This window comes from Streptomyces sp. NPDC021225 (genome assembly GCF_044332865.1).
Classification (GTDB): Bacteria; Actinomycetota; Actinomycetes; order Streptomycetales; family Streptomycetaceae; genus Streptomyces.
Window position 1 is genome coordinate 114,241 of record NZ_JBIRPV010000004.1, and the last position, 26,540, is coordinate 140,780.

Annotated in this window: 26 protein-coding genes; 8 read left to right on the plus strand and 18 right to left on the minus strand. The window is 74.3% G+C overall.

Annotation, left to right across the window (positions count from 1 at the left end):
• Positions 1-14: 14 nt before the first annotated feature.
• The 5 genes from ACH4S9_RS19095 to ACH4S9_RS19115 all read right to left on the minus strand — a co-directional run bounded on the left by ACH4S9_RS19095 (position 15) and on the right by ACH4S9_RS19115 (position 7,058).
• The gene (locus tag ACH4S9_RS19095; protein ID WP_385346295.1) at positions 15-1,697 is read right to left on the minus strand and encodes a DUF885 domain-containing protein; all 1,683 of its coding nucleotides are present in this window, start codon (positions 1,695-1,697) and stop codon (positions 15-17) included.
• A gap of 111 nt (positions 1,698-1,808) precedes the next feature.
• On the minus strand, positions 1,809-3,080 hold the full coding sequence (locus ACH4S9_RS19100; RefSeq protein ID WP_398373165.1) for a GNAT family N-acetyltransferase: 1,272 nt from the start codon (positions 3,078-3,080) through the stop codon (positions 1,809-1,811).
• Positions 3,081-3,274: 194 nt separating this feature from the next.
• The gene (locus ACH4S9_RS19105) at positions 3,275-3,799 is read right to left on the minus strand and encodes a DUF1990 family protein (RefSeq protein ID WP_398373167.1); all 525 of its coding nucleotides are present in this window, start codon (positions 3,797-3,799) and stop codon (positions 3,275-3,277) included.
• A gap of 30 nt (positions 3,800-3,829) precedes the next feature.
• Positions 3,830-5,434 carry an alkaline phosphatase D family protein gene (locus tag ACH4S9_RS19110; RefSeq protein WP_385346299.1) on the minus strand — a complete coding sequence of 535 codons (1,605 nt, stop codon included), beginning with the start codon at positions 5,432-5,434 and terminating at the stop codon, positions 3,830-3,832.
• Positions 5,435-5,501: 67 nt separating this feature from the next.
• Entirely contained in the window at positions 5,502-7,058 is a 1,557-nt protein-coding gene (locus tag ACH4S9_RS19115) for a PLP-dependent aminotransferase family protein (RefSeq protein WP_398373169.1), read from the minus strand.
• Between the two features lie 47 nt (positions 7,059-7,105).
• Here ACH4S9_RS19115 and ACH4S9_RS19120 point away from each other — a divergent pair, with 47 nt between their 5' ends.
• Positions 7,106-8,179 (plus strand): DMT family transporter, encoded by a 1,074-nt coding sequence (locus ACH4S9_RS19120; protein ID WP_398373171.1) that lies wholly within the window; start codon positions 7,106-7,108, stop codon positions 8,177-8,179.
• A gap of 108 nt (positions 8,180-8,287) precedes the next feature.
• On the plus strand, positions 8,288-9,196 hold the full coding sequence (locus tag ACH4S9_RS19125) for an RNA polymerase sigma-70 factor (protein WP_385346305.1): 909 nt from the start codon (positions 8,288-8,290) through the stop codon (positions 9,194-9,196).
• Here the strand turns inward: ACH4S9_RS19125 and ACH4S9_RS19130 are convergent.
• The gene (locus tag ACH4S9_RS19130; RefSeq protein ID WP_311729505.1) at positions 9,190-9,969 is read right to left on the minus strand and encodes an SDR family oxidoreductase; all 780 of its coding nucleotides are present in this window, start codon (positions 9,967-9,969) and stop codon (positions 9,190-9,192) included. The two genes, ACH4S9_RS19125 and ACH4S9_RS19130, sit on opposite strands and share 7 nt — an antisense overlap.
• A gap of 148 nt (positions 9,970-10,117) precedes the next feature.
• Here ACH4S9_RS19130 and ACH4S9_RS19135 point away from each other — a divergent pair, with 148 nt between their 5' ends.
• The gene (locus tag ACH4S9_RS19135; RefSeq protein WP_385346307.1) at positions 10,118-10,861 is read left to right on the plus strand and encodes a GntR family transcriptional regulator; all 744 of its coding nucleotides are present in this window, start codon (positions 10,118-10,120) and stop codon (positions 10,859-10,861) included.
• A gap of 146 nt (positions 10,862-11,007) precedes the next feature.
• On the opposite strand, the gene ACH4S9_RS19140 is transcribed toward ACH4S9_RS19135, so the two are convergent.
• The 6 genes from ACH4S9_RS19140 to ACH4S9_RS19165 all read right to left on the minus strand — a co-directional run bounded on the left by ACH4S9_RS19140 (position 11,008) and on the right by ACH4S9_RS19165 (position 17,614).
• Positions 11,008-12,576, minus strand: a complete 1,569-nt coding sequence (locus tag ACH4S9_RS19140; RefSeq protein ID WP_398373174.1) for an SMI1/KNR4 family protein — start codon at positions 12,574-12,576, stop codon at positions 11,008-11,010.
• Positions 12,577-12,652: 76 nt separating this feature from the next.
• The gene (locus tag ACH4S9_RS19145; protein WP_385346310.1) at positions 12,653-13,369 is read right to left on the minus strand and encodes an SMI1/KNR4 family protein; all 717 of its coding nucleotides are present in this window, start codon (positions 13,367-13,369) and stop codon (positions 12,653-12,655) included.
• Positions 13,370-13,470: 101 nt separating this feature from the next.
• Positions 13,471-14,085, minus strand: coding sequence for a hypothetical protein (locus tag ACH4S9_RS19150; protein WP_385346312.1), 615 nt, complete (start codon positions 14,083-14,085; stop codon positions 13,471-13,473).
• 52 nt (positions 14,086-14,137) lie between these two features.
• Entirely contained in the window at positions 14,138-15,385 is a 1,248-nt protein-coding gene (locus ACH4S9_RS19155) for an ROK family protein (protein ID WP_358846235.1), read from the minus strand.
• Positions 15,386-15,452: 67 nt separating this feature from the next.
• Positions 15,453-16,106 carry a response regulator transcription factor gene (locus ACH4S9_RS19160; protein ID WP_311729499.1) on the minus strand — a complete coding sequence of 218 codons (654 nt, stop codon included), beginning with the start codon at positions 16,104-16,106 and terminating at the stop codon, positions 15,453-15,455.
• A gap of 197 nt (positions 16,107-16,303) precedes the next feature.
• Positions 16,304-17,614 (minus strand): histidine kinase, encoded by a 1,311-nt coding sequence (locus ACH4S9_RS19165; protein WP_311729498.1) that lies wholly within the window; start codon positions 17,612-17,614, stop codon positions 16,304-16,306.
• Between the two features lie 100 nt (positions 17,615-17,714).
• On the opposite strand from ACH4S9_RS19165, the gene ACH4S9_RS19170 reads away from it, so the two are divergent.
• From ACH4S9_RS19170 to ACH4S9_RS19180, 3 genes are all read left to right on the plus strand, one after another.
• Positions 17,715-18,692, plus strand: coding sequence for an ATP-binding cassette domain-containing protein (locus tag ACH4S9_RS19170; RefSeq protein ID WP_311729497.1), 978 nt, complete (start codon positions 17,715-17,717; stop codon positions 18,690-18,692).
• A gap of 6 nt (positions 18,693-18,698) precedes the next feature.
• The gene (locus ACH4S9_RS19175; RefSeq protein WP_311729496.1) at positions 18,699-19,421 is read left to right on the plus strand and encodes an ABC transporter permease subunit; all 723 of its coding nucleotides are present in this window, start codon (positions 18,699-18,701) and stop codon (positions 19,419-19,421) included.
• A 66-nt stretch (positions 19,422-19,487) separates the two neighbouring features.
• Positions 19,488-19,928: a hypothetical protein gene (locus ACH4S9_RS19180; protein WP_398373179.1), complete on the plus strand. Its 441-nt coding sequence runs from the start codon at positions 19,488-19,490 to the stop codon at positions 19,926-19,928.
• A gap of 39 nt (positions 19,929-19,967) precedes the next feature.
• Here the strand turns inward: ACH4S9_RS19180 and mug are convergent, their stop codons facing one another.
• The 3 genes from mug to ACH4S9_RS19195 form a co-directional block, all read right to left on the minus strand.
• Positions 19,968-20,516 (minus strand): G/U mismatch-specific DNA glycosylase, encoded by a 549-nt coding sequence (mug, locus tag ACH4S9_RS19185; protein ID WP_385346321.1) that lies wholly within the window; start codon positions 20,514-20,516, stop codon positions 19,968-19,970.
• Between the two features lie 19 nt (positions 20,517-20,535).
• A complete protein-coding gene (purB, locus tag ACH4S9_RS19190; RefSeq protein WP_385346323.1) occupies positions 20,536-21,969 on the minus strand; it encodes an adenylosuccinate lyase in 1,434 nt (477 codons plus the stop codon).
• 92 nt (positions 21,970-22,061) lie between these two features.
• A complete protein-coding gene (locus ACH4S9_RS19195; protein ID WP_398373182.1) occupies positions 22,062-22,832 on the minus strand; it encodes an SGNH/GDSL hydrolase family protein in 771 nt (256 codons plus the stop codon).
• Between the two features lie 31 nt (positions 22,833-22,863).
• Here ACH4S9_RS19195 and ACH4S9_RS19200 point away from each other — a divergent pair, with 31 nt between their 5' ends.
• Both ACH4S9_RS19200 and ACH4S9_RS19205 read left to right on the plus strand, forming a co-directional pair.
• Positions 22,864-23,118: a hypothetical protein gene (locus tag ACH4S9_RS19200; RefSeq protein ID WP_311729491.1), complete on the plus strand. Its 255-nt coding sequence runs from the start codon at positions 22,864-22,866 to the stop codon at positions 23,116-23,118.
• A 133-nt stretch (positions 23,119-23,251) separates the two neighbouring features.
• Complete coding sequence (locus ACH4S9_RS19205; RefSeq protein WP_311729602.1) at positions 23,252-23,473, plus strand: hypothetical protein; 222 nt, start codon at positions 23,252-23,254, stop codon at positions 23,471-23,473.
• Between the two features lie 56 nt (positions 23,474-23,529).
• On the opposite strand, the gene ACH4S9_RS19210 is transcribed toward ACH4S9_RS19205, so the two are convergent.
• The 3 genes from ACH4S9_RS19210 to ACH4S9_RS19220 form a co-directional block, all read right to left on the minus strand.
• Positions 23,530-24,534, minus strand: coding sequence for a hemolysin family protein (locus ACH4S9_RS19210; protein WP_398373185.1), 1,005 nt, complete (start codon positions 24,532-24,534; stop codon positions 23,530-23,532).
• Positions 24,531-25,910, minus strand: coding sequence for a hemolysin family protein (locus ACH4S9_RS19215; protein WP_398373187.1), 1,380 nt, complete (start codon positions 25,908-25,910; stop codon positions 24,531-24,533). The genes ACH4S9_RS19210 and ACH4S9_RS19215 overlap by 4 nt, the downstream gene beginning before the upstream one ends.
• A gap of 133 nt (positions 25,911-26,043) precedes the next feature.
• On the minus strand, positions 26,044-26,475 hold the full coding sequence (locus ACH4S9_RS19220; protein WP_311729488.1) for a GNAT family N-acetyltransferase: 432 nt from the start codon (positions 26,473-26,475) through the stop codon (positions 26,044-26,046).
• Positions 26,476-26,540 lie beyond the last annotated feature (65 nt).

Sequence of the window (26,540 nt, forward strand, 5' to 3'; positions counted from 1 at the left end):
TCCCGGCCCGCCCGTCAGATCGCCGAGAGCTCGGCCACCAGGTCGTCCAGGCCCAGCGAGCCCTGCGAAAGGGCCGCCATGTGCCAGGACTTGGCGTCGAAGGCATCGCCGTGGGCCTTGCGGGCCGCCTCGCGCCCGGCCAGCCAGGCCCGCTCGCCCAGCTTGTAGCCGATGGCCTGGCCCGGCATGCCCAGGTAGCGCACCAGCTCGCTCTCGACGAAGTCCGCGGGCCGGCCGCTGTGCCTGCCGAAGAACTCCTGCGCCAGCTCCGGCGTCCAGCGCTCCCCGGGGTGGAACGGGGAGTCGGCGGGGATCTCCAGCTCCAGGTGCATACCGATGTCGATGATCACGCGCACCGCGCGCATCATCTGCGCGTCGAGATAGCCCAGGCGCCGCTCGGAGTCGGTGAGGAAGCCCAGCTCGTCCATCAGCCGCTCCGCGTACAGCGCCCAGCCCTCCGCGTTGGCGCTGACCATGCCGACCGTGGCCTGGTAGCGGGAGAGCCGGTCGGCCACGTGCGCCCACTGCGCGAGCTGGAGATGGTGGCCGGGCACACCCTCGTGGTACCAGGTGGAGACCAGGTCGTAGACGGGGAAGCGGGTCTCGCCCATGGTGGGCAGCCAGGTCCGGCCGGGGCGGGAGAAGTCCACCGACGGCTGGGTGTAGTACGGCGCCGCCGCGCTGCCCGGCGGCGCGATCATCGACTCGACCCGCTTGACCCGCTCGGCCAGGTCGAAGTGGGTGCCGTCCAGCGCCTCGATGGCCTGGTCCATGAGCCCCTGGAGCCAGACGCGGGTCTCCTCGACGCCCTCGATGGCCTCGCCGTGCTCGTCGAGGTGGCGCAGCGCCTCCCAGGGGGTGGCGCCGGGGAGGATCTTCTCCGCCTCGGTGCGCATCTCGGCGTGCAGCCGGTGGTATTCGGACCAGCCGTAGGCGTACGCCTCGTCCAGGTCGAGGTCCGTGCCGTTCCACATGCGCGCCCAGGTGCGGTAGCGCTCGCGCCCGACGACATCGGGCGCGCCCTGGACCGCCGGTCCGTACACATCGCGCAGCCAGTCGCGGAGCGCGGCGAGGGCGGCGGTGGCCTCGACCGCCGCCCCGTCCAGCTCGGTGCGCAGCGCGTCGGGGCCGCCGGACGCGAAGTCGGCGAACCAGCCGCCTTCGGCGCCGATCCATTCGCCGAGCTGGCCGACGACCGTGGTCACCTGCCGGGGGCCCGCGGGCAGCTCCCGGCGCAGCCCCTCGGCGAGCGAGGCGCGGTATCCCTCCAGGGCGGCGGGTACGGCGCGCAGCCGCGCGGCGACCGCCGCCCAGTCGTCCTCGGTCTCGGTCGGCATCACGGTGAAGACGCCGCGCACCTCGTGGAGCGGGGAGTGGAGGTTGCTGACGGCCCGCAGCTGCTCGTGAGCCTCGTGCACGGCGAGTTCGGCGGTCAGCCGCTCCCGCAGCAGCCGGGCGCAGCGCCGCTCGCTGTCGCTGTCCGCACCGGGCCGCGTCTCGGCCTCGGCGAGCCGGTCCAGGGTGGTGCGGGCGAGGCTCGCGAGCGCCTCCCGCCCCGCGGGGGAGTAGTCCGGCAGGCGCCGGGCGCTCTCGGGCACCCCCAGGTAGGTGCCGGTGATCGGATCGAGTTCGATGAGGGCGTCGACGTAGGCGTCGGCCACCTGGCGGGGCAGGGATGCGTCATTGGTGTCGGACATGCGGCCATCCTCGTACGGCGGGAGGTGTCGCGTCACGGGCATTGGACGTGACGTACCTGACCGAGATCATCTCGTGCCGGACCAGCCCGCGCCCCCGCCCGGCGCGGCCCGCTACGCGCCCGAGGTGATCACCGCGGGTGAGAGCCGGGCGGTGATGACGAGCGTGCCCTCCTCGATCTGGTAGTCCAGCGGCAGCTCCAGCGCGCGCATCGCCGCGACCATGCCGGTGTTGGCCGACTGGGTGACGGCGTAGACGCTTTCGCCCCCCGCCTCCGCGGCCATCGCGACCAGCCGCCGCAGCACCTCGCCGCCGATGCCCCGCCGCTGCCACTCGTCCTCGACGAGCAGCGCGATCTCGGTCTCGTCCCCGTCCCACAGCAGATGGCCGAGGGCGACCAGCCGTCCGGAGGCGGTGTACGCGGCAAGGGTGCGGCCGAAGCGCGGGCTCAGCAGGTGGGTCAGATAGCGGTCGGCGTCGTCGGCCGGGCCGTGGTAGCGCCGGGTGAGCGTCGCGGCCGAGCACCGCTGGTGCATGGCGCGCGCGGCGTCCAGGTCGCGGGTGTCGGCGCGGCGCACGGTGATCTCGTTGCCCTCGGGCAGCGTCAGCACATCGTGGCGGCGGGGCACCCGCGGGCCCAGCCGGGTGTCCAGCTCGACCAGGGCGCGGGCGCGCGCGAACTCGGTCGGGGTGAAGGGGAGGTAGGGGCGCTCGACGGTGATCGCGCCGCCGGACGGGTCCCGCAGCCGCATCACGGTCTCCTCCAGCACGCCCTCAACCGGCGGGGCGCCGTCCGCCCCGGCCACGGGATGCCTGCCGAGGGACTTGGCGGGCACCGACCGGATGGTGCAGCGGCCGAGCAGCCCGCGCAGCGCGAGGGGGAGTTCGGCGGCGTCCAGGGCGGTGCGGGTGGCCAGGGACAGGATCCGGGTCGGCGCGTCCACCAGGTCGTGGGCGTCGGCCCGCTCGAGCCAGGTGTCGCGGCCGCCCCCGGTGGTGACGGCGCCGGTGAGCTCGGAGGGCGGCAGACCGGCGGGGGCGCGCAGCAGGAACTCGTCGACGGTGCCGTCGGCCAGCGGGTGGGTCTGGAGCGACAGGATGTCGACCTCGTGGTGGGCGAGCGCCATGCACAGCGCGGCCAGGGTGCCCGGCTCGTCCCGCACGGTCGTCCGCATCCGCCACAGGGTGGTCTCGGCGCTCCGCGCGCCGGTTCCGCCGTTTGTGTGGTGAGCGCCGTTCGTGCCGTCCGTGCTGCCCGTACCGTCAGTGCCGTCCGTGACAGGGCCGTTGCCGTGGCGCCGTGACCACCGGGCGGCCAGCTCTACCAGATCGCGCCGCCAGCCGTGGGGGCGCCGGGTGTGGTCGTGAGGGGTCGCGTCGGTCATGCGTACACCCTTGCGGAGGGGTGTTGCGCGATCACGAACGCATTGTGACCGATGGGTTAAGAGGGTATTTGCGACGCGAAACCGTTTTTGTCTGGAATGGAGCGGTTGAAAGGCGGAGCCTGTCGGGGCTCGCCGCCGCCTCTCAGGGTCTCATGCCGCGCCAATCAGGCTGCCATGCGGTGGGGTTCAGGTTCTCACGCGGTGGCCAGCCGCCGCAGCACGGCCCCGCAGCGCCGCGCGTACGCCCGCTGGAACAGCGGCACCAGCGGCCCGGCGGCCCGCGCGTACCAGACCGCCGGACGGCTGAACGCGGTCACCGTGAGCAGCACGGTCCCGTCCCGCTCCAGGCTGACCACGAACGACTCCTCGCCACGCTCCGGGTGCCCGGGCAGCGTCCCGTACGCGAAGCCGATCCGCGTCTCCTCCGCCAGCGTCCACACCACCTGGCACGGCGCGCGCAGCCGCAGCCGCCCCACCCCAAGACCGATCACCACCGGCAGACCCGCCACCGCGGTCGGCTCCCAGCAGCGCACCGACACGCCCACCGCCCGGTGCATGCGCCAGTCCATCACGGCCCGGCCCGCGGCCCCGAACGCGTCGGGGCCGCGGCCCACCGGGACGGACACCCGGAGATGGCTGTAGCCGTCGGGCAGCGGCCACTGCCGCGTGGCGCCCGTCTCCGGGTAGGTCAGACGGGATGCGGGGCCGGTCGTGGACATGCCCGTACGGTACGAGCCCGGCCCCGCACGTCACTGACCGACGCGCCCGGGCTGGAGCACCTTGGTGTAGAGCACCGTGCCGCCCACCTCGCGCAGCCGCACCGTCAGCTCGCCGCTGTGCCCGTCGATGTCCACCTCGCCGTAGAACTGGAAGCCCTCGGCCGGCGAGACGTTCGCCCTGGTCGGCGCCTTGACGAAGGGCTGCTCCGGCCCGAAGGTTCCGTCCAGCTTCACCGCCGGGAAGGAGCCCGCGTTCAGTGGCCCGGAGACGAACTCCCAGAACGGGGCGAAGTCCTTGAAGGCCGCCCGCGACGGGTCGTAGTGCTGGGCGCTGGTGTAGTGGACGTCCGCCGTCAGCCACACCGTGCCGGTGATCTTCCGGTGCTTGATGTGCCGCAGCAGCTCCGCGATCTGGAGTTCACGGCCGAGCGGCGCGCCCGGGTCGCCCTGCGCGACCGCCTCGAAGTCCGTCGCCCCGTCCGGGACCACGAGGCCCAGCGGCATGTCGCAGGCGATCACCTTCCACACCGCGCGCGACGCCGACAGCTCCCGCTTGAGCCACGCCAGCTGCTCGGCGCCGAGGATGCCCTGGGCGTCGTCGGGCTGCCGGTCCGGGGAGTTGGCGTTCCGGTACGTACGGCAGTCCAGCACGAAGACGTCGAGCAGCGGGCCGTGCCGGAGCACCCGGTACACCCGGTTCTGGGCGTCCGACCGCATCGTGGAGATGGGGAAGTACTCGCTGAACGCCTGCCGCGACCGCGCCGCCAGCACGTTCACGTTCTTCTCGGTGTAGCGGTCGTCGGTGAGGATCTCGCCCGGGTACCAGTTGTTGAGCACCTCGTGGTCGTCCCACTGGATGATGGTGGGCACCTGGGCGTTGAAGCGGCGCAGATTGGCGTCGAGGAGGTTGTAGCGGAAGTTGCCCCGGTACTCGTCGAGCGTCTCGGCGACCTTGGACTTCTCCTCGGTGACCAGGTTCCGCCAGGTGCGGCCGTCGGGCAGCGTCACGCTCTGCGTCATCGGGCCGTCGGCGTAGATGTTGTCACCGCTGCACAGGAAGAAGTCCGGGTCCAGCCGCCGCATCTCCTCGAAGATCCGGTAGCCGCCGAGCTCCGGGTTGATGCCCCAGCCCTGCCCCGCCAGGTCGCCCGACCACACGAACCGCAGGCCCTGGCGGCGGGCCGGCGCGGTGCGGAACGTCCCGTACACCGGCTCGCCGGTGCGGCGCGGGTCGTCCGGGTCGGCGAGCAGCACCCGGTAGTGCACCTGGGTGCCCGCGGGCAGCCCGTGCAGCGGGGTGGTGCCGGTGAAGTCGCTGCCGGCCCCGAGCACCGGGCCCCGCCAGCGCCGCGCCTTCGCGAACGACTCGGTCGCGGATGTCTCGACGACCATCCGGGCCGGACGGTCCGAGCGCACCCACACCAGGCCCGAGGACGTGGTCACATCGCCCACCTGGACGCCCCACTGGGCGCTCGGCCGTCCGGACAGCGCCTGCGCGGGCGCGGCGGACGCCACTGACGACGCCAGCGCCGGCAGCGCCAGCCCGGCGGACGCCGCCGCCGAGCCCCGCAGTACCTGCCGCCGTCCAATTCCTCTGTCGGATTCCCGCGCCATGCCGAACCTCCCGTTGCTCATGGAACCGCTGTGCGGTCCTGTTGCTATCGGTGCCAGATGCCTCGCGTTCGAACGGACAGTGAACAACTCACCGCGGGGTGCCGGGAAGGCCCGGGGCCCGGGCCTCGGCGATCAGCGCCACGGCCCGGGCGATCCGGGCGGGGGAGAGGTGGGCGTAGCCCATCACCAGACGCACCTCGCCGGCGTCCTCGGCGTCCTCGGCGTTCTCGGCGTCCTCGGCGTTTTCGTCGTCCTCGGCGTTTTCGTCGGGCGAGTGGGCGGGGGTGTCGGCGGGCCGCCGGGCGAAGTCGGCGAGCGGGCGCAGCGCCACCCCCGCCTCCGCCGCGCGCTCCAGGAAGCGCGCCTCGGGCCCGTACCGCCGCGGCAGCCGCGCGATGATGTGCAGCCCGGCGGCGATCCCGGTCACCTCCGTGCCCGGGAAGTGTTCCGCCAGCGCCGCGACCAGCGCGTCGCGCCGCTCCCGGTAGGCGCGCTGACAGCGCCGCAACTGCCGGTCGTAGTCGCCGCGTTCGATGAACTCGGCCAGCAGCGCCTGGTCCAGCGCCGGATTGCCCAGGTCCATGGTCCGCTTGCGCTCCACGACCAGGTCCACGAGGTGTTCGGGGACCACCAGCCAGCCCAGCCGCAGCCCCGGGGCGAGCGACTTGCTGACCGACCCGGCGTAGGCGACCCGCGCCGGGTCCAGGCCCTGGAGCGCGCCGACCGGCGCCCGGTCGTAGCGGAAGTCGCCGTCGTAGTCGTCCTCCAGCAACAGCCCGTCGGCGGTCCGCGCCCACTCCAGCAGTTCGAGGCGGCGCCGCGCCGAATACGCGATGCCCGAAGGGAACTGATGGCACGGAGTCAGCTGGGCGGCCCGCGCGCCCGAGGCGGCCAGCGCGGCGGGGGAGGCCCCCTCGGCGTCCAGCGGCACGGGCACGGTCGTCAGGCCCGCCGCCGAGAGCAGCGCGGTGTTCTCGGGGCTGCCCGGATCCTCCACCGCCACGGCCCGGTGGCCAAGACCGGCCAGTGTGAAGCCCAGCAACGTCATGGCCTGCGCCACACCCGAGCAGATCACCACGGACTCCGGGTCCGCCACCACCCCGCGGCGGCGGGTGAGCAGCCCCGCCACGGCCGCCCGCAACTCCGGCAGCCCGCGCGGATCCGGATACCCGAGCCCGCTGTGCGGAAGGCGCGCCAGAACCCGGCGGTGCGCCGCCGACCACGCGGCGCGCGGAAACAGCGACAGATCGGGGGTGCCGGGCAGGAAGCCGGTCCCGGGGGCGTCGGCGGCCGCGGGGCGCCGGTGCTCCCGCGCCGCCGTGGCCCGCGCCGCCCCGCTCACCCATGTGCCCGAGCCCCGGCTGCTGTTGAGGTATCCCTCGGCCGTCAGCTGCTCGTACGCGTCGGTCACCAGGCCGCGTGAGACCCCCAGGTCGGCGGCCAGCTCCCGGCTGGACGGCAGCCGGGTCCCGGCGGCGATCCGGCCGGAGCGCACCGCCTCGCGCAGCGCGGACTGAAGTGTCCGCCCGCGCTTACGGGGCGGCGCGGCCGCGGTGGGGAGCAGCAGCTCCCACGCGGCGGTCCAGGAAGAGGCCCGCGAGGTGGTCCGGGAGGGGGTCCGGGAAGTGGTCCGGGAATCAGCCATCGAATTGGACCTTAAGGGGTACCGGTCGGCTGCCTAGCGTCGGCGCCATGAAACGAAGTGATCTTCCGGAGGGCGCGGGACCGGCCGAGCCCACCGCTGCCACTGCTGCCACCGCGCGGTCGCGCCATGGGCGGCTGGGGGCGCTGCTCGCGGCCGTGGCGTGCTGCCTGGTCGGTGCCTCGTTCACCGCCAACAGCGTGCTGGGCGACTACCCGCTCGCGGGCGGCCAGGCGCTGCGCTACGGCCTCGCCTGCGTCCTGCTCCTGCCGCTCGCCGCGCGCGGCGGGCCGGTGCGGGCTCCGCTGCGGGCGCTGAGCGGGCGGCAGTGGGGGCGGCTGGCCGCGCTGGCGGCCGTCGGGATGGTGGGGTTCAACCTGGCCGTGCTGGCGGCGGAGGGCAGCGCGGAACCCGCGGTGCCCGGGGTGTTCGTCGGCTGCGCGCCCGTGGCCGTCGCCGTGATCGCGCCCGCGCTCGACGGGCGGCGCCCGGCCCCGGCGGTGGTCGCGGGGGCGCTGTCGGTCGCCGCGGGCGCCTTCGTCGTGCAGGGGTGGGGGCGTACGGACACGGCGGGGCTGCTGTGGTCGCTGGGGGCGCTCGTGGGCGAGGTGGGCTTCGCCGTCCTGGCCGTCCCCGTGCTGCGGCCGCTCGGACCGCGGCTGCTGTCCGCCGCGGCCTGCGGCCTGGCCGCTGTGGAGTCAGCGCTGCTCGGCCTGGTGCTCGACGGCGGGGGATGGCTGCGGACACCGGACGGCGGGGAGGCGGCGGCGCTGCTGTGGCAGGGGGTGGTGGTCACCGTCGTCGGCTTCGTGTGCTGGTACGTCGGCGTCCAGCGGATCGGCGCCGAGCGGGCCACCCTCTTCTCGGGGCTCATCCCCGTCTCCGCCGCCGCGACCGCACCGCTCGTCGGCACCGGCGGATACGGCCCGGCACAGGCGGGCGGCAGCCTTCTGGTCGGGCTGGGGGTGGCCCTGGGCTCGGGCGTGCTGGGCACGGCGAGCGGCCGGTCAGCGGCTGCCGTCCAGGATCACGGAGGCGACGGGCGCGGGGTCGTCGATCACGCGGACACGGCGGCGGCCGGGGAGGCGGACCAGCCGGGCCCCTGCGACCACGGCCCCGGCTGAACGCCGCCAGGGCCGGGCGCGGATGGCGCCGGCAGGGCGGATCGGTGCGGTGCGGTGCCCGCCGGGCCGCCGGACGACCGGCCTCGGCCGGATGGGATGATGAGCCGCGTGACCACCGCAGATACCGCGACGGACGTCTTCGAAGAGCACCGCCCCACGCTGACCGGCGTCGCCTACCGGATGCTGGGCCGGGCGGCGGACGCGGAGGACGTCGTCCAGGAGGCGTGGCTGCGCTGGTCCGGCGCCGACCGCGAGCCGGTGCGCGACCCCCGCGGCTATCTCGTACGGATCACCACCCGCCTCGCCATCGACCGGCTGCGGCAGGCCCAGGCCCGCCACGAGGCGTACGTCGGCCCATGGCTGCCCGAGCCCATCGCCACCGACTTCGGCCACACCGCCCCGGACACCGCCGAGCTGGCGGTGCTCGCCGAGTCCGTCTCGCTGGCCGTGCTCGTGGTCCTGGAGTCGCTCTCGCCGCTGGAGCGCGCGGTGTTCGTGCTGCGCGAGGCATTCGGCTTCCCGTACGGGGAGATCGCCGCCGCCCTGGACCGCACGGAGGCGGCGGTGCGGCAGATGGCCGGGCGGGCGCGGCGCCATGTGGACGAGCGCAAGCCGCGGTTCGAGGTGGACCCGGGGCAGCGCCGCGACCTGACGGAGCGTTTTCTGGCCGCAGCCCGCAGCGGGGACCTCGACGGCCTGCTCGCCCTGCTGGCACCCGACGCCCGCCTGATCAACGACGGCGGCGGGAAGGCCAAGGCGGCGCTGCGCGTCCTGGAGACGGCGGGCAAGATCGCCCGCTTCGTGGTGGGGATCAGCCAGGACGCCGTCCCGGACCCGGAGTTCGTCTTCACCGAGCTCAACGGCGGGCCCGCGGTGGTGCTCTTCTCGGCCGGCCGCCCCGACACGGCCCTCTCCCTCGATGTCGCCGAGGGCCGTGTCCAGGCCGTCTACATCGTGCGCAACCCCGACAAGCTGACACACCTGACGCGGCGGTTGCCCGGCGCCGGGGGTCAGTGAACGGAGAGCCCGCCGTCGACGAAGATCGCCTGCCCGGTGACATAGGCGGAGGCGCGGCTCGCCAGGAACACCGCGGCGCCCTCGAAGTCCTCGGCCAGGCCGTTGCGCCCGACCATCGTGCGCGCGGCCAGCGCCGACACCTTCTCGGGGTCGGACGACAGCCGCACGTTGAGCGGCGTCATCACGAAGCCCGGGACCAGGGTGTTGCAGGTGACGCCGTACGGCGACCACGCCTCGGCCTGTGACCGGGCCAGCGACTCCAGCGCCCCCTTGGAGACCCCGTACGCGCCGCTCTGCACAAACGCCCGGTGCGCCTGCTGGGAGGTGATGTGGATGATCCGCCCGAAGCCCCGCTCGGCCATCCCCGGGCCGAACCGCTGCCCCAGCAGATAGGGCGCCTCCAGGTTCACCGCCATCGTGGTGTCCCACACTTCCTCGCCCAACTCGCCCATCGGGGGCCGCAGATTGACCCCGGCGCTGTTGACCAGGATGTCGGGCTCCCCGAACACCGCGGCCGCCTCCTCGGCCGCCGCCCGGACGGCGTCACGGGTGCCCAGGTCGGCGCTCACCCAGGCCGCCCGGCAGCCCTGCCCCGTCAGCTCCTCGACCGTGGCGGCCAGCTCCGCCTCCCTGCGCGCCACCACCACGACGCTCGCGCCCGCGCGCGCCAGGGCCCCGGTGATGGCACGGCCGATGCCCGAGCTGCCCCCGGTCACCACGGCGACCCGGCCGTCCAGCGAGAAGAGTTCGGAGAGATAGGACTGTGAGCTCATGGCGGCATCCTAGGCGGCGCGTCGATTGGTCTTGACCAACCCGGGGCGCCGTCCTATCGTCGCCATAGATACTGCAACAACCTTTAATAAAGAAACACGCATATCGAAGCGCGCATGTCGCGGCGCACAGACTGTTGCGGAGGACAGGGTGGGGACCACGCAGCTCGACACGGTGCCGGAGCCCAAGTACTGGCATCTGAAAACCGTGCTCACCGACGCGCTCGACTCGGAGTTCGCGGTCGGTGAGATCCTGCCCAACGAGCGTGAGCTCGCGGCCCGCTTCGGCGTGGCCCGCGCCACCCTCCGGCAGGCCCTCGAACAGCTCGAGCTGGAGGGCAGGTTGCAGCGCCGCCGCGGCGTCGGCACCACCGTGGCCCCGCCCCGCATGGGCGTCGCGGTCGGCGAGCGCGCCCACAGCTGGGAGGACGCGGACGACGCGGCCTGGCAGCCCGTCGACAGCACCGAGACCGCCCCGCCCGCCGAGATCGCCCGGCTGCTGGAGATCCAGCCCGGCGCCCTGGTGCACATCGTGCGCCGCAGCCGCGTCGGCCACGGCCAGCCGATCGCCGCCGAGCTTCTCTACGTCCCGCCCGCGTCCGTCCCCGGCCTCAGCGCCCTCGACACCCCGCCCGGCGCCGCCCGCGCCCGCGCGATCCTCCGCGAGCTGCGCCACGTGGAACTCGGGGGCCGCGAGCAGTCGGTCGAGCTGGGCTCCGCCCGGGCCGACCAGGCCAAGGCCCTGGACCGGCTGCCCGGCGCCCCCGTCCTCGTGGTCACCACCCGCTACACCGCGGCCGGCCACACGATCGCCGTGGCGGTGGCCACCTACCGCGCCGACACCTGCCGCCTCACCTTCGGCGACGGCGCGGGTGTGGAACTCCTGGCGGGCTGACCCCGGACGGAGCCGCCCGCCACCACCCGCGCCCAGGCCCTGTCTCCCCGATCTCAGCGGGCCCGCGACGCCTGGCACCCGCCCCCAGCGGTCGCTGGGGGCGTCACCGTCACAGAGATCGGAGAGACGGGGCCCAGCGCCCGGGCTCACCCGCCCTCGGTTCCGAGCGTGCCGGTGAAGCGCAGCGCGCCCCCGGTGTCCAGGCCGATCCGGTCCGACCAGGCGAGGGCCTCGTCCAGCGTGGCCTCGTCGTCGGCCAGGCGGGCGGCGGCGAGGGTGGGCGGCGCCTTGCCCTCGTCCAGCAGGGCGGTCCACTGCCGCGCGGTGAGGGCCAGATAGCGCAGGTCGGGCAGGTCGGCCAGGACGGTCGGATCGCGGACCTCGGCCCGGGAGAGGTCCAGGCCGCGCAGGTTCGGGACGGTGCGCAGCGGGGCGATGTCGATCGGGGCGGTGGTCCCCAGGCTCAGAAAGCTGAGATCCGGGTGGCCTTCGAGCGGCGTCAGGTCGCCGCCGTCCAGGGTGACGCGCAATGACTCGACGGGCAGCGCGCGCAGCGGCGTCAGATCGGCGGTGGCGCCGCTGTTGAGGTGCAGCAGCCGCAGGCTCGGGGCCGCCAGGAGCGGGGCGAGATCGACCGGGCCGGTGGCGTCGTTGATGTGGATGGCCTGGAGGGCGGGCGGGATCACGTCGGGGATCTCGCCGATGATCCTCTCCGGGCCGAACCTGCGGCCGGGCTCCAGCGGGAAGACATAACCGTCCTCCTCCTCGTACGCCCCTTCTTCCAGCTCCTTCAGGTGGCGGCCGAGCAGAGAGGTGAGCGAGTCGGCGACGTAGGCCGGGCCCCTGTTGTAGTCGCGGCCCATCCGGATGACCTGGCCGGGCCGGCCGTCGCGGGCCGGGGCCAGGTCCACCGCCAGGTAGTTGCCGTCCTCGCCGGTGGCGAAGGGCAGCCAGGCCGGGTGCCCGTCGCAGCGCCGGACGGTGTCGGCCGGGTCGGTGTCGAAGACGACCGAGTGCCAGGCCAGCTCCCAGCTGTACCAGGCCGATTCGCGCTGGTCGGCATGGACGGTGACCAGGCTCTTCAGCGCCATCCAGGCCATGCCGCCGAGCAGGTAGCGGTGCTCGAAGCCGACGCCGTCCCCGTCGGCGATCGAGTACAGCGCCCGCAGGTCGGCGGGCAGGGGCCGGCCGATGCGGCGCTCGGCCTCGTCGAGCGCGGCGGCCGAGGCGGGCGGCGGCAGCTGCTCGGGCCGCCCCAGGATCGCGGCCCGCCGCTCCAGATACGCGCGGAACCGCGCCACCGCCAGCTCCGGGTCGCCCGCGGGCGCGGCCGTGCCCGCCTCCTGCCCGAACCCCGGCTCGGGCAGCCGGTAGTCGGGGTCCAGCACGACCTGGAAACCGCCGCCTCGCCCGCGCAGGCTGGTGATCGTGTCCGCGGACGCGACCAGCCGGTACTCGCCGGACGGGCGGCACTCGATCTCCAATGTGGTCGATTCACCGCCCCCGGTCGCCCGCAACGCCCCGGCCAGTGCCCTCAGTTCGGGAAAGAGGCTGGGCACCGGGTGGCGCCACGAGGCCGTGCCGGGGACGAAGTAGGCGCCGGTCAACGAGGCCCCGCCCGCGCGCGCCGTGCACCCCAGCACCGCCCGCGTCCAGCCCGCCGGCGCGGCCGCGACGAGCTTCTCGACGATCCGCCGCGCGGCCTGCTCCACCATGCCCTGCTCCCCGTTCTGCCGGTACTGCTCGTCATCATCGCAGTGGGCTGTGACAGACGGACGGGCGCGGTGTCCGCTACCCGCCGGACGTGGTCCGGCCGGAGGTGAACTGAAGCCGTGGCGGCGGCTCGGTCGTCTCGTCCCAGGCGCGGCGCTCGGCGTGGTCGAGCCAGTTCAGATACCACTCCGCGAACGACACATGCCCCGTTCTGCGGATCAGCTCGACCGGCACCACGCCCTCCCCGACCGCCCGTACGTCGTCCCACATGGTGCCGCTGAGGGGGCCCGTGACCACGAGGAGCGAGTAGTACCCGCAGCCCTGGTGGCCGATGCAGAGGGTGCCCTCGGTCAGTGCGTCGAGCAGCTCGTCGTGGCGGGCGTCCCAGGTGGCGTACACGGCGGCGAAGGCGTCGTCGTCGGCGTCCGGATGGTCGGCCCGCGTGGGCTCCGCGCACTCGTGGTCCTCGAGCTCGGCCGTGAGCCCGGGGCGGAAGGGCAGGGCGCAGTGGCCGGAGGCGGGCGGGGTGTCGGGGCCGGGGGGTTTGATCGGGAACAGGCCGTACTCGGGGCCCGCGCCACCCGCTCCCACCTCCAGGAGGAACGTGCGGTACTCCTGGGGCAGTTCGGCGCCGAACCGCCTCTCCACCGCCTCCAGCTGCTCCTCGGTGAGGACGGGCAGCAGCTCGAAGTTGTGGCCGTGGTCGGGGTAGTCGGCGCCGAACACCGCCCACCACCGCGGCGCCTTCCGCAGCGCGAGCACACGCTCCCGCACCCCTGCCCAGGTCCCGCCCATCGCTCCTCCTCGGGAATGCAACACCGCCACCACCGTACGCAGCCCCGCGCCACTCCGCCGCGGGGCCGGCATCCGGTGGCGCAGGGGGGCCGGGGACGGCGTCAGCCGAACCAGACGACCAGGCGTACGTTGTCGGCGCCGATATCGGCGGCCAGCTCTCGCATCGTCTGCCAGACCTGCGCCCAGGGCGCCTCGTCCGGAGGGACGAGCATCCGTGCGGTGAGGATCACGGGGCGGTACACCGCGCCGTCCAGGGGCACTTCGCCGCCCGGTGGCCACTGCGACGGCGCGAGGAGCATGTGGCCGCCGAAAATGTCGGACGCTGCATCGGCCAGGTCGACCGTGGCCGGTACGACGTCGTGCCTGACGAGTTCGCCGGTCGGGCCAGGTCGCCACCGGGCCGCCCAGTACCGGGCGGGGCCGTCGGCGAGGGGGGCGTCCCAGTCGATGGCGGCGACTTCGGCCCAGGTGGCGCAGGTGTGGCTGTGACCGTAGAAGTCCTCGGTGCCCGTTTCCCGTACCCAGTCCGAGGCGTCGGGCGGAAGCCCCCGGCTGTCGAAGAGCGGACGCTGGATGTCGTCGCTGTTTCCGAAGCCGAAGAGACACTCCCACGCGGAGCGGTCCCGGCCGAGCTGGAAGTCCATCAGGCCGACCTCGGTTTCCCAGCGGCCGTCCGCCGCACGGATTTCGATCACGCCGCTGATGTCCGTTCCCATGAGGGACGACCCTAGAACAGCCGGAACATCTGGGCGGCCTGCCGCGGCCGGATCAGCGGCTCGCGCGGCGGGCCGTGACCGTGGACTCGACGGCGAACAGCTCCTCTTCCACATGGTCGAGGGCCAGCCGGAGCGCGCCGGTCACCACGGCCGCCTCGCCGAGGAGGGACTGGGCGACCTGGGGCGGGCGCAGGCACCAGCGGGCGAGCTCGTCCCGAAGGGGGTCGAGGACGCCGTCCAGGCCGGTGGCCCAGCCGCCGACCACCACGACCTCGGGGTCGAGGGCGAGGACGAGCGCGCCCACGTCATGGACGAGGCGGCGGATGAAGCGGTCGACGGCCGCGCGGGCGCGGGCGTCCCCGGAGCGGGCGAGGGCGAAGACGCGGGCGACCTGGCCCTCGTCGAGAGGGTTGAGCGGTTCGCCGGTCGTGGAGAGGACCTCTTCCGGGGTGGCTTCGCGGCCCAGCAGGTGCAGGGCGCCGATCTCGCCCGCCGCGCCGCCGAAGCCGCGGTGCAGCCGCCCGCCGATCAGCGAGCCGGCGCCGGGGCTCAGACCCGCCAGGACGAAGACCACGTCGTCGGAGCCGACGGCGGCGCCCTTCCAGTGCTCGGCCACGGCGGCGGCGTTGGCGTCGTTCTCGACGAGCACCGGGCAGCGGAAGGAGCGGCGCAGACGCTCCCCGAGGCGCAGCCCGGTCCAGCCGGGGAGTGCGGTGCCCAGGTGGACGGTGCCGTCGGCCTCGACGACGCCGGGGCTGCCGACCCCCACCGCCCGCAGCGAGTGGCGGGAGACCCCGGCCCGGCGCAGCAGGTCGGCGACGGCGCCGCGGACCCGCTCCAGGCGCTCGTCGGCCGGCGCCTTCTCGGACACCTCCCGCACCGTGGAGCCGAGCGGTCGGCCGTCGAGGTCGGAGAGCAGGGCGGCGACGCGATGGGCGCCGATCTCGACGCCCAGCAGATGGCCGGCCTCGGCCCGGAACCGGAAACGCCGGGCGGGGCGCCCCTGACGGCGGACGCCGCCCTCCTCGGCGGGCATCTCCACCACCAGGCCGTCCGCGATCAGCCCCTCGACCACGCCCTCGACGGTGGGGCGGGACAGGCCGGTCACCCGGGTGAGGTCGGTGAGGGTGGCACAGCCGGGCGCGGCGTCGGGGGCGCGCTCCGGGGCGCGGTCGGCGTCCGCGCCGGCACCGGGGTCCCGGCCCTCGGGGGACACGGTCGCCGCGCGCAGCGCGTGCAGGACGACGGCGGAGTTGATGCGCCGCAGCAGGGACGGATCCCCGCCGGTGAGCCGCCCCACGTGGACCTCCCTGCTGTGGGTGTCTGCCGGATCGTAGCCGCTGGACGTGGACGCGGCGAGAGGCACGTCAGCCGGGCACCACGAAGCCCGACTCGTACGCCGCGATCACCGCCTGGGTGCGGTCCCGCGCGCCCAGTTTCGCCAGCACCGCGCTGACGTGTGTCTTGACCGTCTCGGTGCCGATGAGCAGATGGCCGGAGATCTCGGCGTTCGACAGGCCACGGGCCATCAGCCGCAGCACCTCCGCCTCGCGTTCGGTGAGGGCGGCCCGCTCCATGGCCTCGCGGGCGCGCGCGTTGCCGCCGCGGGCCGCGGCGAGCGACCGTACGGCCGCCGGGAACAGCAGCGACTCCCCCTCCGCCACCAGGCGCACCGCGTGCACGATCTCGGCCGGGCGGGCCCGCTTGAGCAGAAAGCCGTCCGCCCCGGCGCGCAGCGCCTCGTACACGTACTCGTCGTTCTCGAAGGTCGTCACGACCAGGATCCGGGGCGGGTCGGGGACCGCCCGCAGCACGGCGCGGGTCGCCTCGATGCCGTCCAGCAGCGGCATCCGCACATCCATCGCCACCACATCCGGCCGCAGTTGCCGCACCAGCGGCACCACCGAGGCCCCGTCGGCCGCCTCGCCGGTGACCCGGATGTCCGGCTGGGACTCCAGGATCGCGCGCAACCCGGCGCGCACCAACTGCTCGTCGTCGACGAGGAGGACACTGATCGGCACGCGAACACCCTAGACCGTCCGGCAGTAGGGCCCGCGGCGTCGCGTGCCGATGGGCGGCGCCTGGCCGCACCCCGCTCGTCGCACGCAGCGCCGCTGCGCTCTCCTCACGGGGCACGCCCATGCTTGCCCCTCGACCCGCTCCTTCACCCGCGCTCCCTACCGCCGGACGGTCTTAATGTGCTCGCCTCGGCCTCGGATCACACGTGGGCGTGGCTCCGGTCCGGCGGCAGGGTCACACTCAGCCGCCACTCGCCCTCGTACGGGCCCGCCTCCGCCTCGCCGCCCAGCAGCGCCGCCCGCTCGCGGATGCCGCGCAGGCCGGTGCCGCGGCCGGGACCGGCGAACGGCCCGTCCGGGCGGCCGGGGCCCGGCAGCGGGTTGCGTACGTCCAGCCGCAGCGCCCCCGTGTCCGCGGCGACGGCGACCCGTACCGTCACCGGCACCGGGCCCGCGTGCCGCAGCACATTGGTCAGCGCCTCCTGGAGGATGCGGTAGCCCTCGCGGGACACCGGTCCTGGCAGCTCCTCCAGCGGGCCGGTCACCTCCGCGTCGAGCGTCGAGCCCGCCGCCCGCGCCGACTCCAGGAGGCGCTCGGCGTCGGTGAGTCCCGGGCGGTCGGCCGGGCCCCGGGCGGTGTCCTCGCGCAGCAGCCGCAGCACCCGCTCCAGGTCCTCCAGCGCGCTCCGCCCGGTCTCCTCGATCGCGGCCAGCGCGCGGTCCGTGAACTCCGCGGAGCCCGCCGCGCGCGCCGCGCCGGCCTGCACCACGGCGACCGTGAGCGCGTGTCCGATGGAGTCGTGCAACTCGCGGGCGAGCCGGTTGTGTTCCAGGAGCCGCTCCGTACGCTCCTCCAGCGCGGCCAGCCGCTCCGCGGCCGACGGGCCCAGCAGCCGGGTGGCGGCCGCCGTCATCAGGCTCCCGGCGGCCACGACCAGGGCCATCAGGGCGGCGAGGGGGAGCGGGGCGAGCAGCGCGTACCACCAGTGGTGGCCGCTGATCCGTAGGCCCATGACCGCCGTGGGCGTGCCATCGGACGCCGCGGCGACCAGCGCCCCCGTCACATTGGGCAGTTGGACGCTCAGCAGCGCCGTCAGACAGCCCGCCTCCAGCCGCAGCACCAGCCACAGCGCGGTGCGCGCCCGGTCGCCCCGGGACGCGGACGGCGCGGCCGCGATCCGCGGGGCGAGGTGGCCCTGCTGGTGGCGCGCGTGCTCTCCGGGGGTGAGCAGCAGACGGGCCTGGAGCCCCTCCGCCAGCCGGGTGGCCGGCACCATCGCGACGGCCACCAGCGGCAGCACCGGCAGCACCGGCAGCCACAGCAGGTCGGCGGTGCGGAGGTCGAAGAGCCCGGGGTAGACCAGGCCGCACGCCGCCGCCACCACGGCCCCCATCAGCAGATGCAGCCAGCGGGTGTAGGTGACCGCCCGGGCCAGCGGGGCGACGGCGGCCCGTGCGGCGCGCGGGATACGGGTGGCGAGGGCGGCGGGCGACGTGGACACATCGGCCATCGTGCCCTGCGCCCCGCTCCCACGCCCTCCCCCGCGCGGGGGAGGCCGACCCCGCTGGTGGGGGAAGCCACGGGCGGCCCGGCACGGCAGCGTGGAGACCATGACCACCGCGACGTCGATCGACGTACATGAGCTGACCAAGGACTACGGGTCGGTGCGCGCCGTGGACGGGCTGACCTTCCGGGTGGAACCCGGCCGGGTCACCGGCTTCCTCGGGCCCAACGGCGCCGGCAAGTCCACCACCATGCGGATGGTGCTGGGCCTCGACCGGCCGGACTCCGGCACCGCGACCGTCGGCGACCGCCCGTACCGCGAGCACGACGAGCCCCTGCGCCACGTCGGCGCGCTGCTGGACGCGGGCGCCGCCCATGGCGCCCGCACCGCCCGGGACCACCTGCTGTGCCTGGCGCTGAGCAACCGCCTCCCCGCGAGCCGGGTCGACGCCGTGCTGGAGGAGTCGGGGCTGGCCGCTGCCGCGAAGCGGCGCATCAGGACGTTCTCGCTCGGCATGCGGCAGCGACTGGGCATCGCGGCGGCGCTGCTGGGCGACCCGCCCGTGCTGATGCTCGACGAGCCGGCCAACGGGCTCGACCCCGAAGGCATCATCTGGATCCGTACGCTCATGAAACGGCTGGCCGGAGAGGGCCGCACCGTCCTGGTCTCCAGCCATCTCATGGCCGAGACCGCGCTGACCGCCGATCACCTCGTCGTGCTCGGCCGGGGCAGGCTGCTCGCCGACATGTCCATGGAGGCGTTCATCCGGGAACACAGCCGACCGCGGGTGCGGGTGCGCACCACCGAGCCGGAGCGGCTGCGCGCGGAGCTGACCCGCACGGGGCTGACCGTGGAGCCGGACGGGCCGGACCACTGGACGGTCGACGGGGCCACACCGGAGCAGGTCGGCACGCTGGCCGCCCAGCACGGCATCCCCGTCCTCGAACTGGTCGACGACAAGGCCTCCTTGGAGCAGGCGTATCTGCGGCTCACCGCGGACGAGGCGGAATTCACGGCGTCCGCGCCCACATCCGCGCCCACATCCGAGGACGAGAACGTGAACACAACGAAGCAGGAGGTTTGAGGTCGTATGTCGGTCAAAGCGGTGCTGCACTCGGAGTGGATGAAGATCCGCACCCTGCGATCCCTCCTGCTCGCCCTCCTCGGCGGTCTGGTGGCGACCGCCGGGATCTCGGCGGTCGCGAGCGCGACCTATGACGGCAAGGAGAGCGACTTCGACCCGGTCTTCTACTCCTTCTTCGGCCTGCCCTTCGGACAGATCGCCGCCGTCTGCTTCGGCGTCCTCGCGGTGGCCAACGAATACACCGGCGGAGGCATCCGCGTCTGGCTGGCCGCCGTACCCCGGCGCGGCCTCTACTACGGGTGCAAACTGACCGTCGTGGGCCTGTGCGCCCTGGCCGTCGGTCTGGTCACCGGATTCGTGTCGCTGCTCAGCGGCCAGGCGCTGCTCGGCGACGAGGGCGTGGGCCCGGGCGCACAGGGAGCGCTGCGCGCGGCGGTCGGCTGCGGGATCTATCTCGCCCTGCTGACGGTGCTGGCCGCGGGCGTCGCCGCCGTGCTGCGCAGCTCGGTCGGCGCCCTGGCGCTGGTCGTCCCCGTCGTCTCGTTCCTCTCCCCGGTGTTCGGCGCCACGTCCGCCACCAGGTTCCTCCCCGACCAGGCCGGTCAGCAGGTGCTGCATGCCACGCCGGAAGGCCCGCTCGGCGCGTGGACGGGGCTCGGGGTGCTGGCGCTGTACACGGCGGTCGCGGTGTTCTGCGGGCGGCTGGCGGTCGAGCGCCGGGACAGCTGACGGGCGGCCAACTGCCGGGCGCCGCCTGACCGCCTGATTGTCGTACCCCGCTTGTTTAATGACGTCATGACCAGCACGGCGGACCATCTGGCGACCATCGACCGGCTGCGCGCCCGGGACTTCCCCGACCGGCGGGGCGTCGTCGGGGGCGTGGCGAGCGGCCCCGGCTTCCATGTCGCCGACCTCCGGGTCAGCGAGGACTTCTGGGACGCGGATCTGGAGCGCCTGATCGAGGTCGAGGAGGAATTCGAGGCGGAGCTGCGGGTGCTGGTCCAGGTGTTGTCCTTACGCTGGGGCGAGCCCGAAGTCCTCGACCTGGCCGACCATGTGGAGCGCGAAGCCATGGGCGAGCCGGTGCTGGAGCCGCTGCGGTCGCTGTGCGGCTATGTGGGGCGGATGTACGGCTGGCGGACCGGCGGGCGCTGGATAGGGCTGGGGATAGGGCAGGGGGACCGCGAGCTGCCCCTGCAACTGGTCGCGGCGATAGGGGAGGACAGCGTGCGCTGAGCCGTCTGCTCCCAGCCGCGTGTTCTCAGCGGTCAGCCGTCAGCCGTCACCGTCGGCGTACGCGGCGGCGCGCAGCCGGCCGTACTCCTCGGCCATCGTGGCCAGGGTCCAGTGGGCGTTCAGCCCGCTGGGGTTGGGCAGGGCCCATATCCGGGTGGCGCCGATGGTGCGCTCCTGCGGGCCGATCCTGGCCCGCTTGTCGCCGAAGGCCACCCGATACGCGGTCACGCCCGCGACGGCGAGCCACCGCGGGCGCAGCCGGGCGACCTTCTCCGCCAGGAGCCGCCCGCCCTCGCGGTACTCCTCGTCGCTCAGCTCGTCGGCCCGGGCGCTGGCGCGGGCGACCACATTGGTGATCCCCAGGCCGTACCCCGGCAGCTCGTCCTGCTCCGACGGCAGGAGCCGGCGCGGGGTGAAACCGGAGGCGTGCAGGACGGGCCAGAACCTGTTGCCCGGCCGGGCGAAGTGGTGGCCCGTCGCGGCGGTCATCAGCCCGGGGTTGATGCCGCAGAACAGCACGCGGAGGCCGTCCGCGACCACGTCGGGCACGAGGCGGTCGCGGGCGGCTTCCAGTTCGGCGGGGGTCATCGCGGAGTGCCGGGCCGGGTTAGAGGATCGACCCGGGCGTGTACGCCGCGGCTTCCGGGTGGCGCTTGGTGATCTCCTCGATCCGGGCGACCACCGCGGCGACCTGCTCGGCGGCCGCGCCCGTGAAGGACAGCTTGTCGGCCATCAGCCCGTCGAGCTGAGCGCGGTCCAGCGGGATCCGCTCGTCGGCGGCGAGCTTGTCGAGCAGCTCGTTGCGCTCGGCGCCCTGCTCGCGCATCGCGAGCGCCGACGCGACCGCGTGCTCCTTGATGGCCTCATGCGCCACCTCGCGGCCCACCCCGGCCCGCACCGCCCCCATCAGCACCTTCGTCGTCGCGAGGAAGGGCAGGTAGCGGTCCAGCTCGCGGGCGACGACGGCGGGGAAGGCGCCGAACTCGTCGAGCACCGTCAGGAAGGTCTCCAGCAGCCCGTCGAAGGCGAAGAAGGCGTCCGGCAGCGCGACGCGGCGCACCACCGAACAGGACACATCGCCCTCGTTCCACTGGTCGCCGGCCAGCTCGCCGGTCATCGAGGCATAGCCGCGCAGGATCACCGCGAGGCCGTTGACGCGCTCGCATGAGCGGGTGTTCATCTTGTGCGGCATGGCGGAGGAGCCGACCTGCCCGGGCTTGAAGCCCTCGGTCACCAGCTCGTGCCCGGCCATCAGCCGGATCGTCTTGGCCAGCGAGGAGGGGGCCGCGGCCAGCTGCACCAGCGCGGTGACCACCTCGAAGTCCAGCGAGCGCGGGTAGACCTGGCCGACGGAGGTGAAGACCTGCCCGAAGCCCAGGTGCCCGGCGATCCGCCGCTCCAGCTCGGCCAGCTTGGCCGCGTCGCCGCCCAGCAGGTCCAGCATGTCCTGCGCGGTGCCGACCGGGCCCTTGATGCCGCGCAGCGGGTAGCGGCCCAGCAGCTCCTCCAGCCGCCCGTACGCCACCAGCAGCTCGTCGGCCGCGGTCGCGAAGCGCTTGCCGAGGGTCGTCGCCTGCGCCGCCACGTTGTGCGAGCGCCCGGCCATGACCAGCTCGGCGTGTTCGGCGGCCAGCTTCCCCAGCCGGGCCAGCGTGGCGACCGTACGGCCTTGGACCAGCTCCAGGGAGAGCCGGATCTGGAGCTGCTCCACGTTCTCGGTCAGATCGCGGGAGGTCATGCCCTTGTGGACGTGCTCATGCCCGGCGAGCGCGTTGAACTCCTCGATCCGGGCCTTCACGTCGTGCCGGGTGACCTTCTCGCGCTCGGCGATCGAGGCCAGGTCGACGGTCTCCAGCACCCGCTCGTAGTCGGCGAGGGCGGCGTCCGGCACCTCGATCCCGAGGTCCTTCTGGGCGCGCAGCACGGCGAGCCACAGCCGCCGCTCCAGCGTCACCTTGTACTCGGGGGACCACAGGACGGCCAGCTCCGCGGAGGCGTAGCGGCCGGCCAGGACGTTCGGGATGCGCGGCTTAGCAGTCACGGACAGACAGTCTACTGGGCGTATGCGCAGGCCAGCGCGGTGGCCGTGGTCACGCCCGGACGGCAGCGCCCCAGCGCCCGTACGGCGGCGGATCAGCCCTCGTACGGCAGCAGCTCGGCCCGCTTCGGCGGCCGCCCGTCGCCCGAGGAACGGCCCGTCAGCCGCCTGCCGATCCACGGCCCGAGGTGCTCGCGGGCGAAGCGCGCGTCCGAGGCGCGCCGGGCGGCCCAGCCGGGCCGTACGGCGGGCGGCAGCGGTGCGTTCCAGTCGGCCTCCGGCTCGTGCCCCAGCGCCTGCCAGACCGCCTCGGCCACCCGCCGGTGCCCCTCGGCGTTCAGATGCAGCCGGTCCTCCGCCCACATCCGCGGATCGCCGAGCGCCTCGGAGGCGAACAGGTCCACGACGATCGCGCCGTGCCGCGCCGCCAGCCCGTCGATGAAGGAGAACAGCTCCTCCATCCGCGGCAGGAACCGCCCCAGCACCGGCCCGCGCCGCCCCGGGCTGCGCATCAGCACCAGCTGTTTGCAGCTGGGCGCCAGCCGCCCCGCGGCATCCTCGAGCAGCCCGCAGACCTGTTCCACGTCGCACTTGGGCCGCAGCACGTCGTTCAGTCCGCCGACCAGGGTGACCAGGTCCGCGCCCATCGCCGCCGCCGGGTCGGCCTGCTCGTCGACGATCTGTCCGATGAGCTTGCCGCGCACCGCGAGGTTGGCGTAGCGGAACCCGGGGGTGCGGGCCGCGAGGCGCGCCGCGAGCAGATCGGCCCAGCCCCGGTAGCTGCCGTCCGGCAGTCCGTCGGACATGCCCTCGGTGAAGGAGTCGCCGACCGCGACGTAGCTGGTGTAGGTGGTGTTCATCCGCATGGCGCGGGCGATCCTATCCGGTGGGCGTGCCATGACCGCCCCGTGGGTGCGCGCCACGGCGGGCGCGCGCATGATGAGCCGCATGGGCATGACCAACATCTACTTCGAGGGCGGGGCGCGCAACGGCACGACCGCCATCTGGAACCTGGAGCCGGGCGCCGACATCTACGACGACAACATCTTCCGGCCGCCCGAGCTGTACCGGCGGACCACCAGAACGAAGGTCATCGGGAGGATCGAGTACACGATCTTCCGCTACGACCCATCCGGCACCCGGCCCACATGAGGCTCGCGTGACCCGCGCCTCACGCGCGCCCCGCGCGCCCGGCGGATCCCTCGGTTGGCCCGTGCCGGGTTCCGGACGGGGCGCATCGGGGCAGTCTGGCGGCGTGGATGCCTTTGAATGCGACCGTACGACCATGGCCATCGTGGCCGCCGCGCTCGCCGACGACGGGGAGGGGGCCGTCGCCCTGCTGGACCCGCTGGAGCGGCGGGACGTGTGCCGGGTGGCCGTCCGGCTGGCCGCGATGGCAGCCGACGCGCTGCTGGCCGTGGCGGAGGAAGGGGGCGGGGGCAAGGCCGAGGCGCTCGCCCACTGGCAGGCGTGCATCATCGCGCACGAGTCGCGGCGGGGTGACTAGGCGGTGACACATGGCAGACGCATGAGGGGCGGATGGCGGGCCGCCTGCCCGCCCGCTCAGGCGACCAGCTCGCGCAGCACGTCCTCCATGGTGACCAGGCCCTCCAGACGACCCTCCGGGCCGATGACGGCGGCGAGGTGGGTGCGGCTGTCGCGCATCGCGGTCAGCACGTCGTCCAGCGCCGTCTGGGGCCGCACCCGGGCGATCGAGCGCAGCTGGTCGAGGCGGAACGGCAGGTCGCGGGGGCGGGCGTCCAGCGCGTCCTTGACGTGCAGATAGCCCAGGACGCGCCCGGAGCCGTCGACCACCGGGAAGCGCGAGAACCCGGATTCGGCCGCCAGCCCCTCCAGCTCCTCGGGGGTCACCCCGAGCCGGGCGGAGACCACCCGGTCCAGAGGCAGCACGACATCGCGCACCCGGCGGCGGCCGAGTTCGAGGGCGTCCCGCAGCCGTTCGGTGGCCCGGTCGTCGAGCATTCCGGCCTTGCGGGAGTCCACGACCACCCGGGCCAGTTCGTCGTCGGAGAAGGTCGAGGCCACCTCGCCCTTGGGCTCCACCCGCAACAGCTTCAGCAGGGCGTTCGCGAAGGAGTTGACCGTGAAGATCACCGGGCGCAGGCCGCGCGCCAGGGCGACCAGCGGCGGGCCGAGCAGCAGCGCCGTGCGCACCGGCTCGGCCAGCGCCACGTTCTTGGGCACCATCTCGCCGAACAGCATGTGCACATAGGTCGCCGCGGTCAGCGCGATCACGAACGCCACCGGGTGGATCAGCCCCAGGGGCAGGCCCACCGCGTGGAACACCGGCTCCAGCAGATGCGCGATGGCCGGCTCCGCGACCGCGCCCAGCACCAGCGTGCACAGCGTGATGCCCAGCTGGGCCGCGGCGAGCAGCGCGGAGACGTGCTCCAGGCCCCACAGCACGGCGTGCGCCCGCCGGTCGCCCTGCTCGGCGCGCGGCTCGATCTGGCTGCGCCGCACCGAGACGAGGCTGAATTCGGCCCCCACGAAGAAGGCGTTGACGACCACCGTCAGCAGGCCGATCAGCACCTGGAGCAGGGTCATCGGGCCGCCCCCTCACCGTCTCCGCTCCGGCCGTCCCGGGGATCCCCGCGATCCCCGCCGTCCCCGTCGTCCGGCAGCGGCGCGCGCAGCCGTACGCGCGCGGCCCGGTGGCCGGAGTCGTCGGCCACCTCGACGCCCCAGCCCGCCACCTCCAGGGTGTCGCCCCGTACCGGGATCCGGCCGAGACCGGTGGCCACCAGCCCGGCCAGGGTCTCGTACGGGCCGTGCGGCACCCGCATGCCGAGCGCCTCCAGCTGGTCGACGCGGGCCGCGCCGTCCGCGTCGTACAGCGCCCGGCCCTCCGCGTCCTCCCCGGCCGGGGCCAGGCCCGGCTTCTCGTGCGGGTCGTGCTCGTCGCGGACCTCGCCGACCACTTCCTCGACGATGTCCTCCAGGGTGACGACCCCGGCCGTGCCGCCGTACTCGTCGATGACCACGGCCATGCTGCGCTCCCCCGAGAGCCGGTCGAGCACCCGGTCCACGGTGAGCGGCGCGGGGACGAACAGCGGCTCGCGCATCAGCTCCGACACCGGGCGGCGGGGCCGCTCCTCGGCGGGGAGGGCCAGCAGGTCCTTGATGTGGGCGGTGCCGACGACGGTGTCCAGGCTGCCGCGGTAGACCGGGAAGCGGGACAGGCCGGTGGCGCGCGTGGCGTTGGCGACGTCCTCGGCGGTGGCCCGTACGTCCAGCGCGATGACCTGCACGCGCGGGGTCATCACGTTCTCCGCGGTCAGCTTCCGCAGATTCAGGGTCCGTACGAACAGCTCCGCGGTGTCCTCCTCCAGGGCGCCCTCCCGGGCCGAGTGCCGGGCCAGCGCGATCAGCTCCTGAGGGCTGCGCGCGGAGGCCAGTTCCTCGGCGGGCTCCAGGCCCATCCGGCGCACCGTGCGGTTGGCGGCGTTGTTGAGATGGGCGATGAGCGGGCGGAAGGCGGCGCTGAAGGCGCGCTGCGGGGCGGCGACGGCCCGGGCGACGGCCAGCGGGCGGGAGATGGCCCAGTTCTTGGGGACCAGCTCGCCGACGACCATCAGCACGACCGTCGACAGGGCCGTGCCGATCACCAGCGCCACCGAGTGGACGGCGGAGGCCGGCACCCCCGCCGCCTCGAGCGGCCCGGCCAGCAACGCGGCCACGGACGGCTCGGCGAGCATGCCGACCACCAGATTGGTGACGGTGATGCCGAGCTGGGCGCCGGAGAGCTGGAAGGTCAGGCTGCGCGAGGCCTTCAGCGCACTGGCCGCGCCCCGCTCCCCGCGCTCGACCGCCCGCTCGAGCGCGCCGCGATCGACGGTGGTCAGGGAGAACTCGGCCGCGACGAAACCGCCGCAGGCGAGGGCCAGCAGGACCGCCACGGCCAGGAGGAGCACTTCGGTCATCGGGTCACCCCTGTCCCATGGTCCGGCAGGAACAGGGGGAGTGCGCGATGTGGGCCGGCGGGTGTCCGGCGGCCACGCGGCGGAGCCGCACAGGTGGGGCCCGCCGCAGGCGTCAAGATCCGCCGGACAGGGCCTACCGGGAGGTGGCCAGCGGCTTGACCCAGCGGCTCCACTCCGGCTGCGGGGCGTAGCCCGCCGCGCGCCAGGCGTGGTGGGCGAGTTCGTTGTCTTCCAGCACCATCGCGTCACCGCGCCGCCCGCCGAGCGCGGTGAACCGCTCCTCGGCCGCCCGGAGGAGCGCGGTGGCCACCCCCTGGCGCCGGTGGCCGGGGTGCACGGCGAGCCGGTACAGATGGCAGCGCCAGCCGTCGAAGCCCGCGATCACGGTCCCGGCGAGCTGTCCCTCCCGCTCGGCCAGCAGCAGCGACTCGGGGTCGCGGTCGAGCAGTCGGGCCACGCCGTCCCGGTCGTCGCTGATGCTGGTGCCCTCGGCGGCTTCCTTCCAGAAGGCCAGCACGGCGTCGAGGTCCGCGGGCGTCGCGGCCCGTATCACGAGATCGTTCATGGTGGGATCCCATCACCGCCGGGAGCCCGGCGTCGATCGAATTGCCCCCGGTCCCGCGATGCGAG

Bases quoted from the DNA above. Each gene is read 5' to 3' on its own strand.
- ACH4S9_RS19180 (WP_398373179.1), top strand. From the start codon at position 19,488: ATGACCAGCACGGCGGACCATCTGGCGACCATCGACCGGCTGCGCGCC.
- ACH4S9_RS19210 (WP_398373185.1), bottom strand. From the start codon at position 24,534: ATGACCCTGCTCCAGGTGCTGATCGGCCTGCTGACGGTGGTCGTCAAC.
- ACH4S9_RS19220 (WP_311729488.1), bottom strand. From the start codon at position 26,475: ATGAACGATCTCGTGATACGGGCCGCGACGCCCGCGGACCTCGACGCC.
- ACH4S9_RS19105 (WP_398373167.1), bottom strand. From the start codon at position 3,799: ATGTCCACGACCGGCCCCGCATCCCGTCTGACCTACCCGGAGACGGGC.
- ACH4S9_RS19130 (WP_311729505.1), bottom strand. From the start codon at position 9,969: ATGAGCTCACAGTCCTATCTCTCCGAACTCTTCTCGCTGGACGGCCGG.
- ACH4S9_RS19095 (WP_385346295.1), bottom strand. From the start codon at position 1,697: ATGTCCGACACCAATGACGCATCCCTGCCCCGCCAGGTGGCCGACGCC.
- mug (WP_385346321.1), bottom strand. From the start codon at position 20,516: ATGACCCCCGCCGAACTGGAAGCCGCCCGCGACCGCCTCGTGCCCGAC.
- ACH4S9_RS19215 (WP_398373187.1), bottom strand. From the start codon at position 25,910: ATGACCGAAGTGCTCCTCCTGGCCGTGGCGGTCCTGCTGGCCCTCGCC.
- ACH4S9_RS19100 (WP_398373165.1), bottom strand. From the start codon at position 3,080: ATGACCGACGCGACCCCTCACGACCACACCCGGCGCCCCCACGGCTGG.
- ACH4S9_RS19200 (WP_311729491.1), top strand. From the start codon at position 22,864: ATGACCGCCCCGTGGGTGCGCGCCACGGCGGGCGCGCGCATGATGAGC.
- ACH4S9_RS19170 (WP_311729497.1), top strand. From the start codon at position 17,715: ATGACCACCGCGACGTCGATCGACGTACATGAGCTGACCAAGGACTAC.
- ACH4S9_RS19110 (WP_385346299.1), bottom strand. From the start codon at position 5,434: ATGAGCAACGGGAGGTTCGGCATGGCGCGGGAATCCGACAGAGGAATT.
- ACH4S9_RS19195 (WP_398373182.1), bottom strand. From the start codon at position 22,832: ATGCGGATGAACACCACCTACACCAGCTACGTCGCGGTCGGCGACTCC.
- ACH4S9_RS19150 (WP_385346312.1), bottom strand. From the start codon at position 14,085: ATGGGAACGGACATCAGCGGCGTGATCGAAATCCGTGCGGCGGACGGC.
- ACH4S9_RS19140 (WP_398373174.1), bottom strand. From the start codon at position 12,576: ATGGTGGAGCAGGCCGCGCGGCGGATCGTCGAGAAGCTCGTCGCGGCC.
- ACH4S9_RS19205 (WP_311729602.1), top strand. From the start codon at position 23,252: ATGGCCATCGTGGCCGCCGCGCTCGCCGACGACGGGGAGGGGGCCGTC.
- ACH4S9_RS19120 (WP_398373171.1), top strand. From the start codon at position 7,106: ATGAAACGAAGTGATCTTCCGGAGGGCGCGGGACCGGCCGAGCCCACC.
- ACH4S9_RS19115 (WP_398373169.1), bottom strand. From the start codon at position 7,058: ATGGCTGATTCCCGGACCACTTCCCGGACCCCCTCCCGGACCACCTCG.
- ACH4S9_RS19175 (WP_311729496.1), top strand. From the start codon at position 18,699: ATGTCGGTCAAAGCGGTGCTGCACTCGGAGTGGATGAAGATCCGCACC.
- ACH4S9_RS19145 (WP_385346310.1), bottom strand. From the start codon at position 13,369: ATGGGCGGGACCTGGGCAGGGGTGCGGGAGCGTGTGCTCGCGCTGCGG.
- ACH4S9_RS19165 (WP_311729498.1), bottom strand. From the start codon at position 17,614: ATGGCCGATGTGTCCACGTCGCCCGCCGCCCTCGCCACCCGTATCCCG.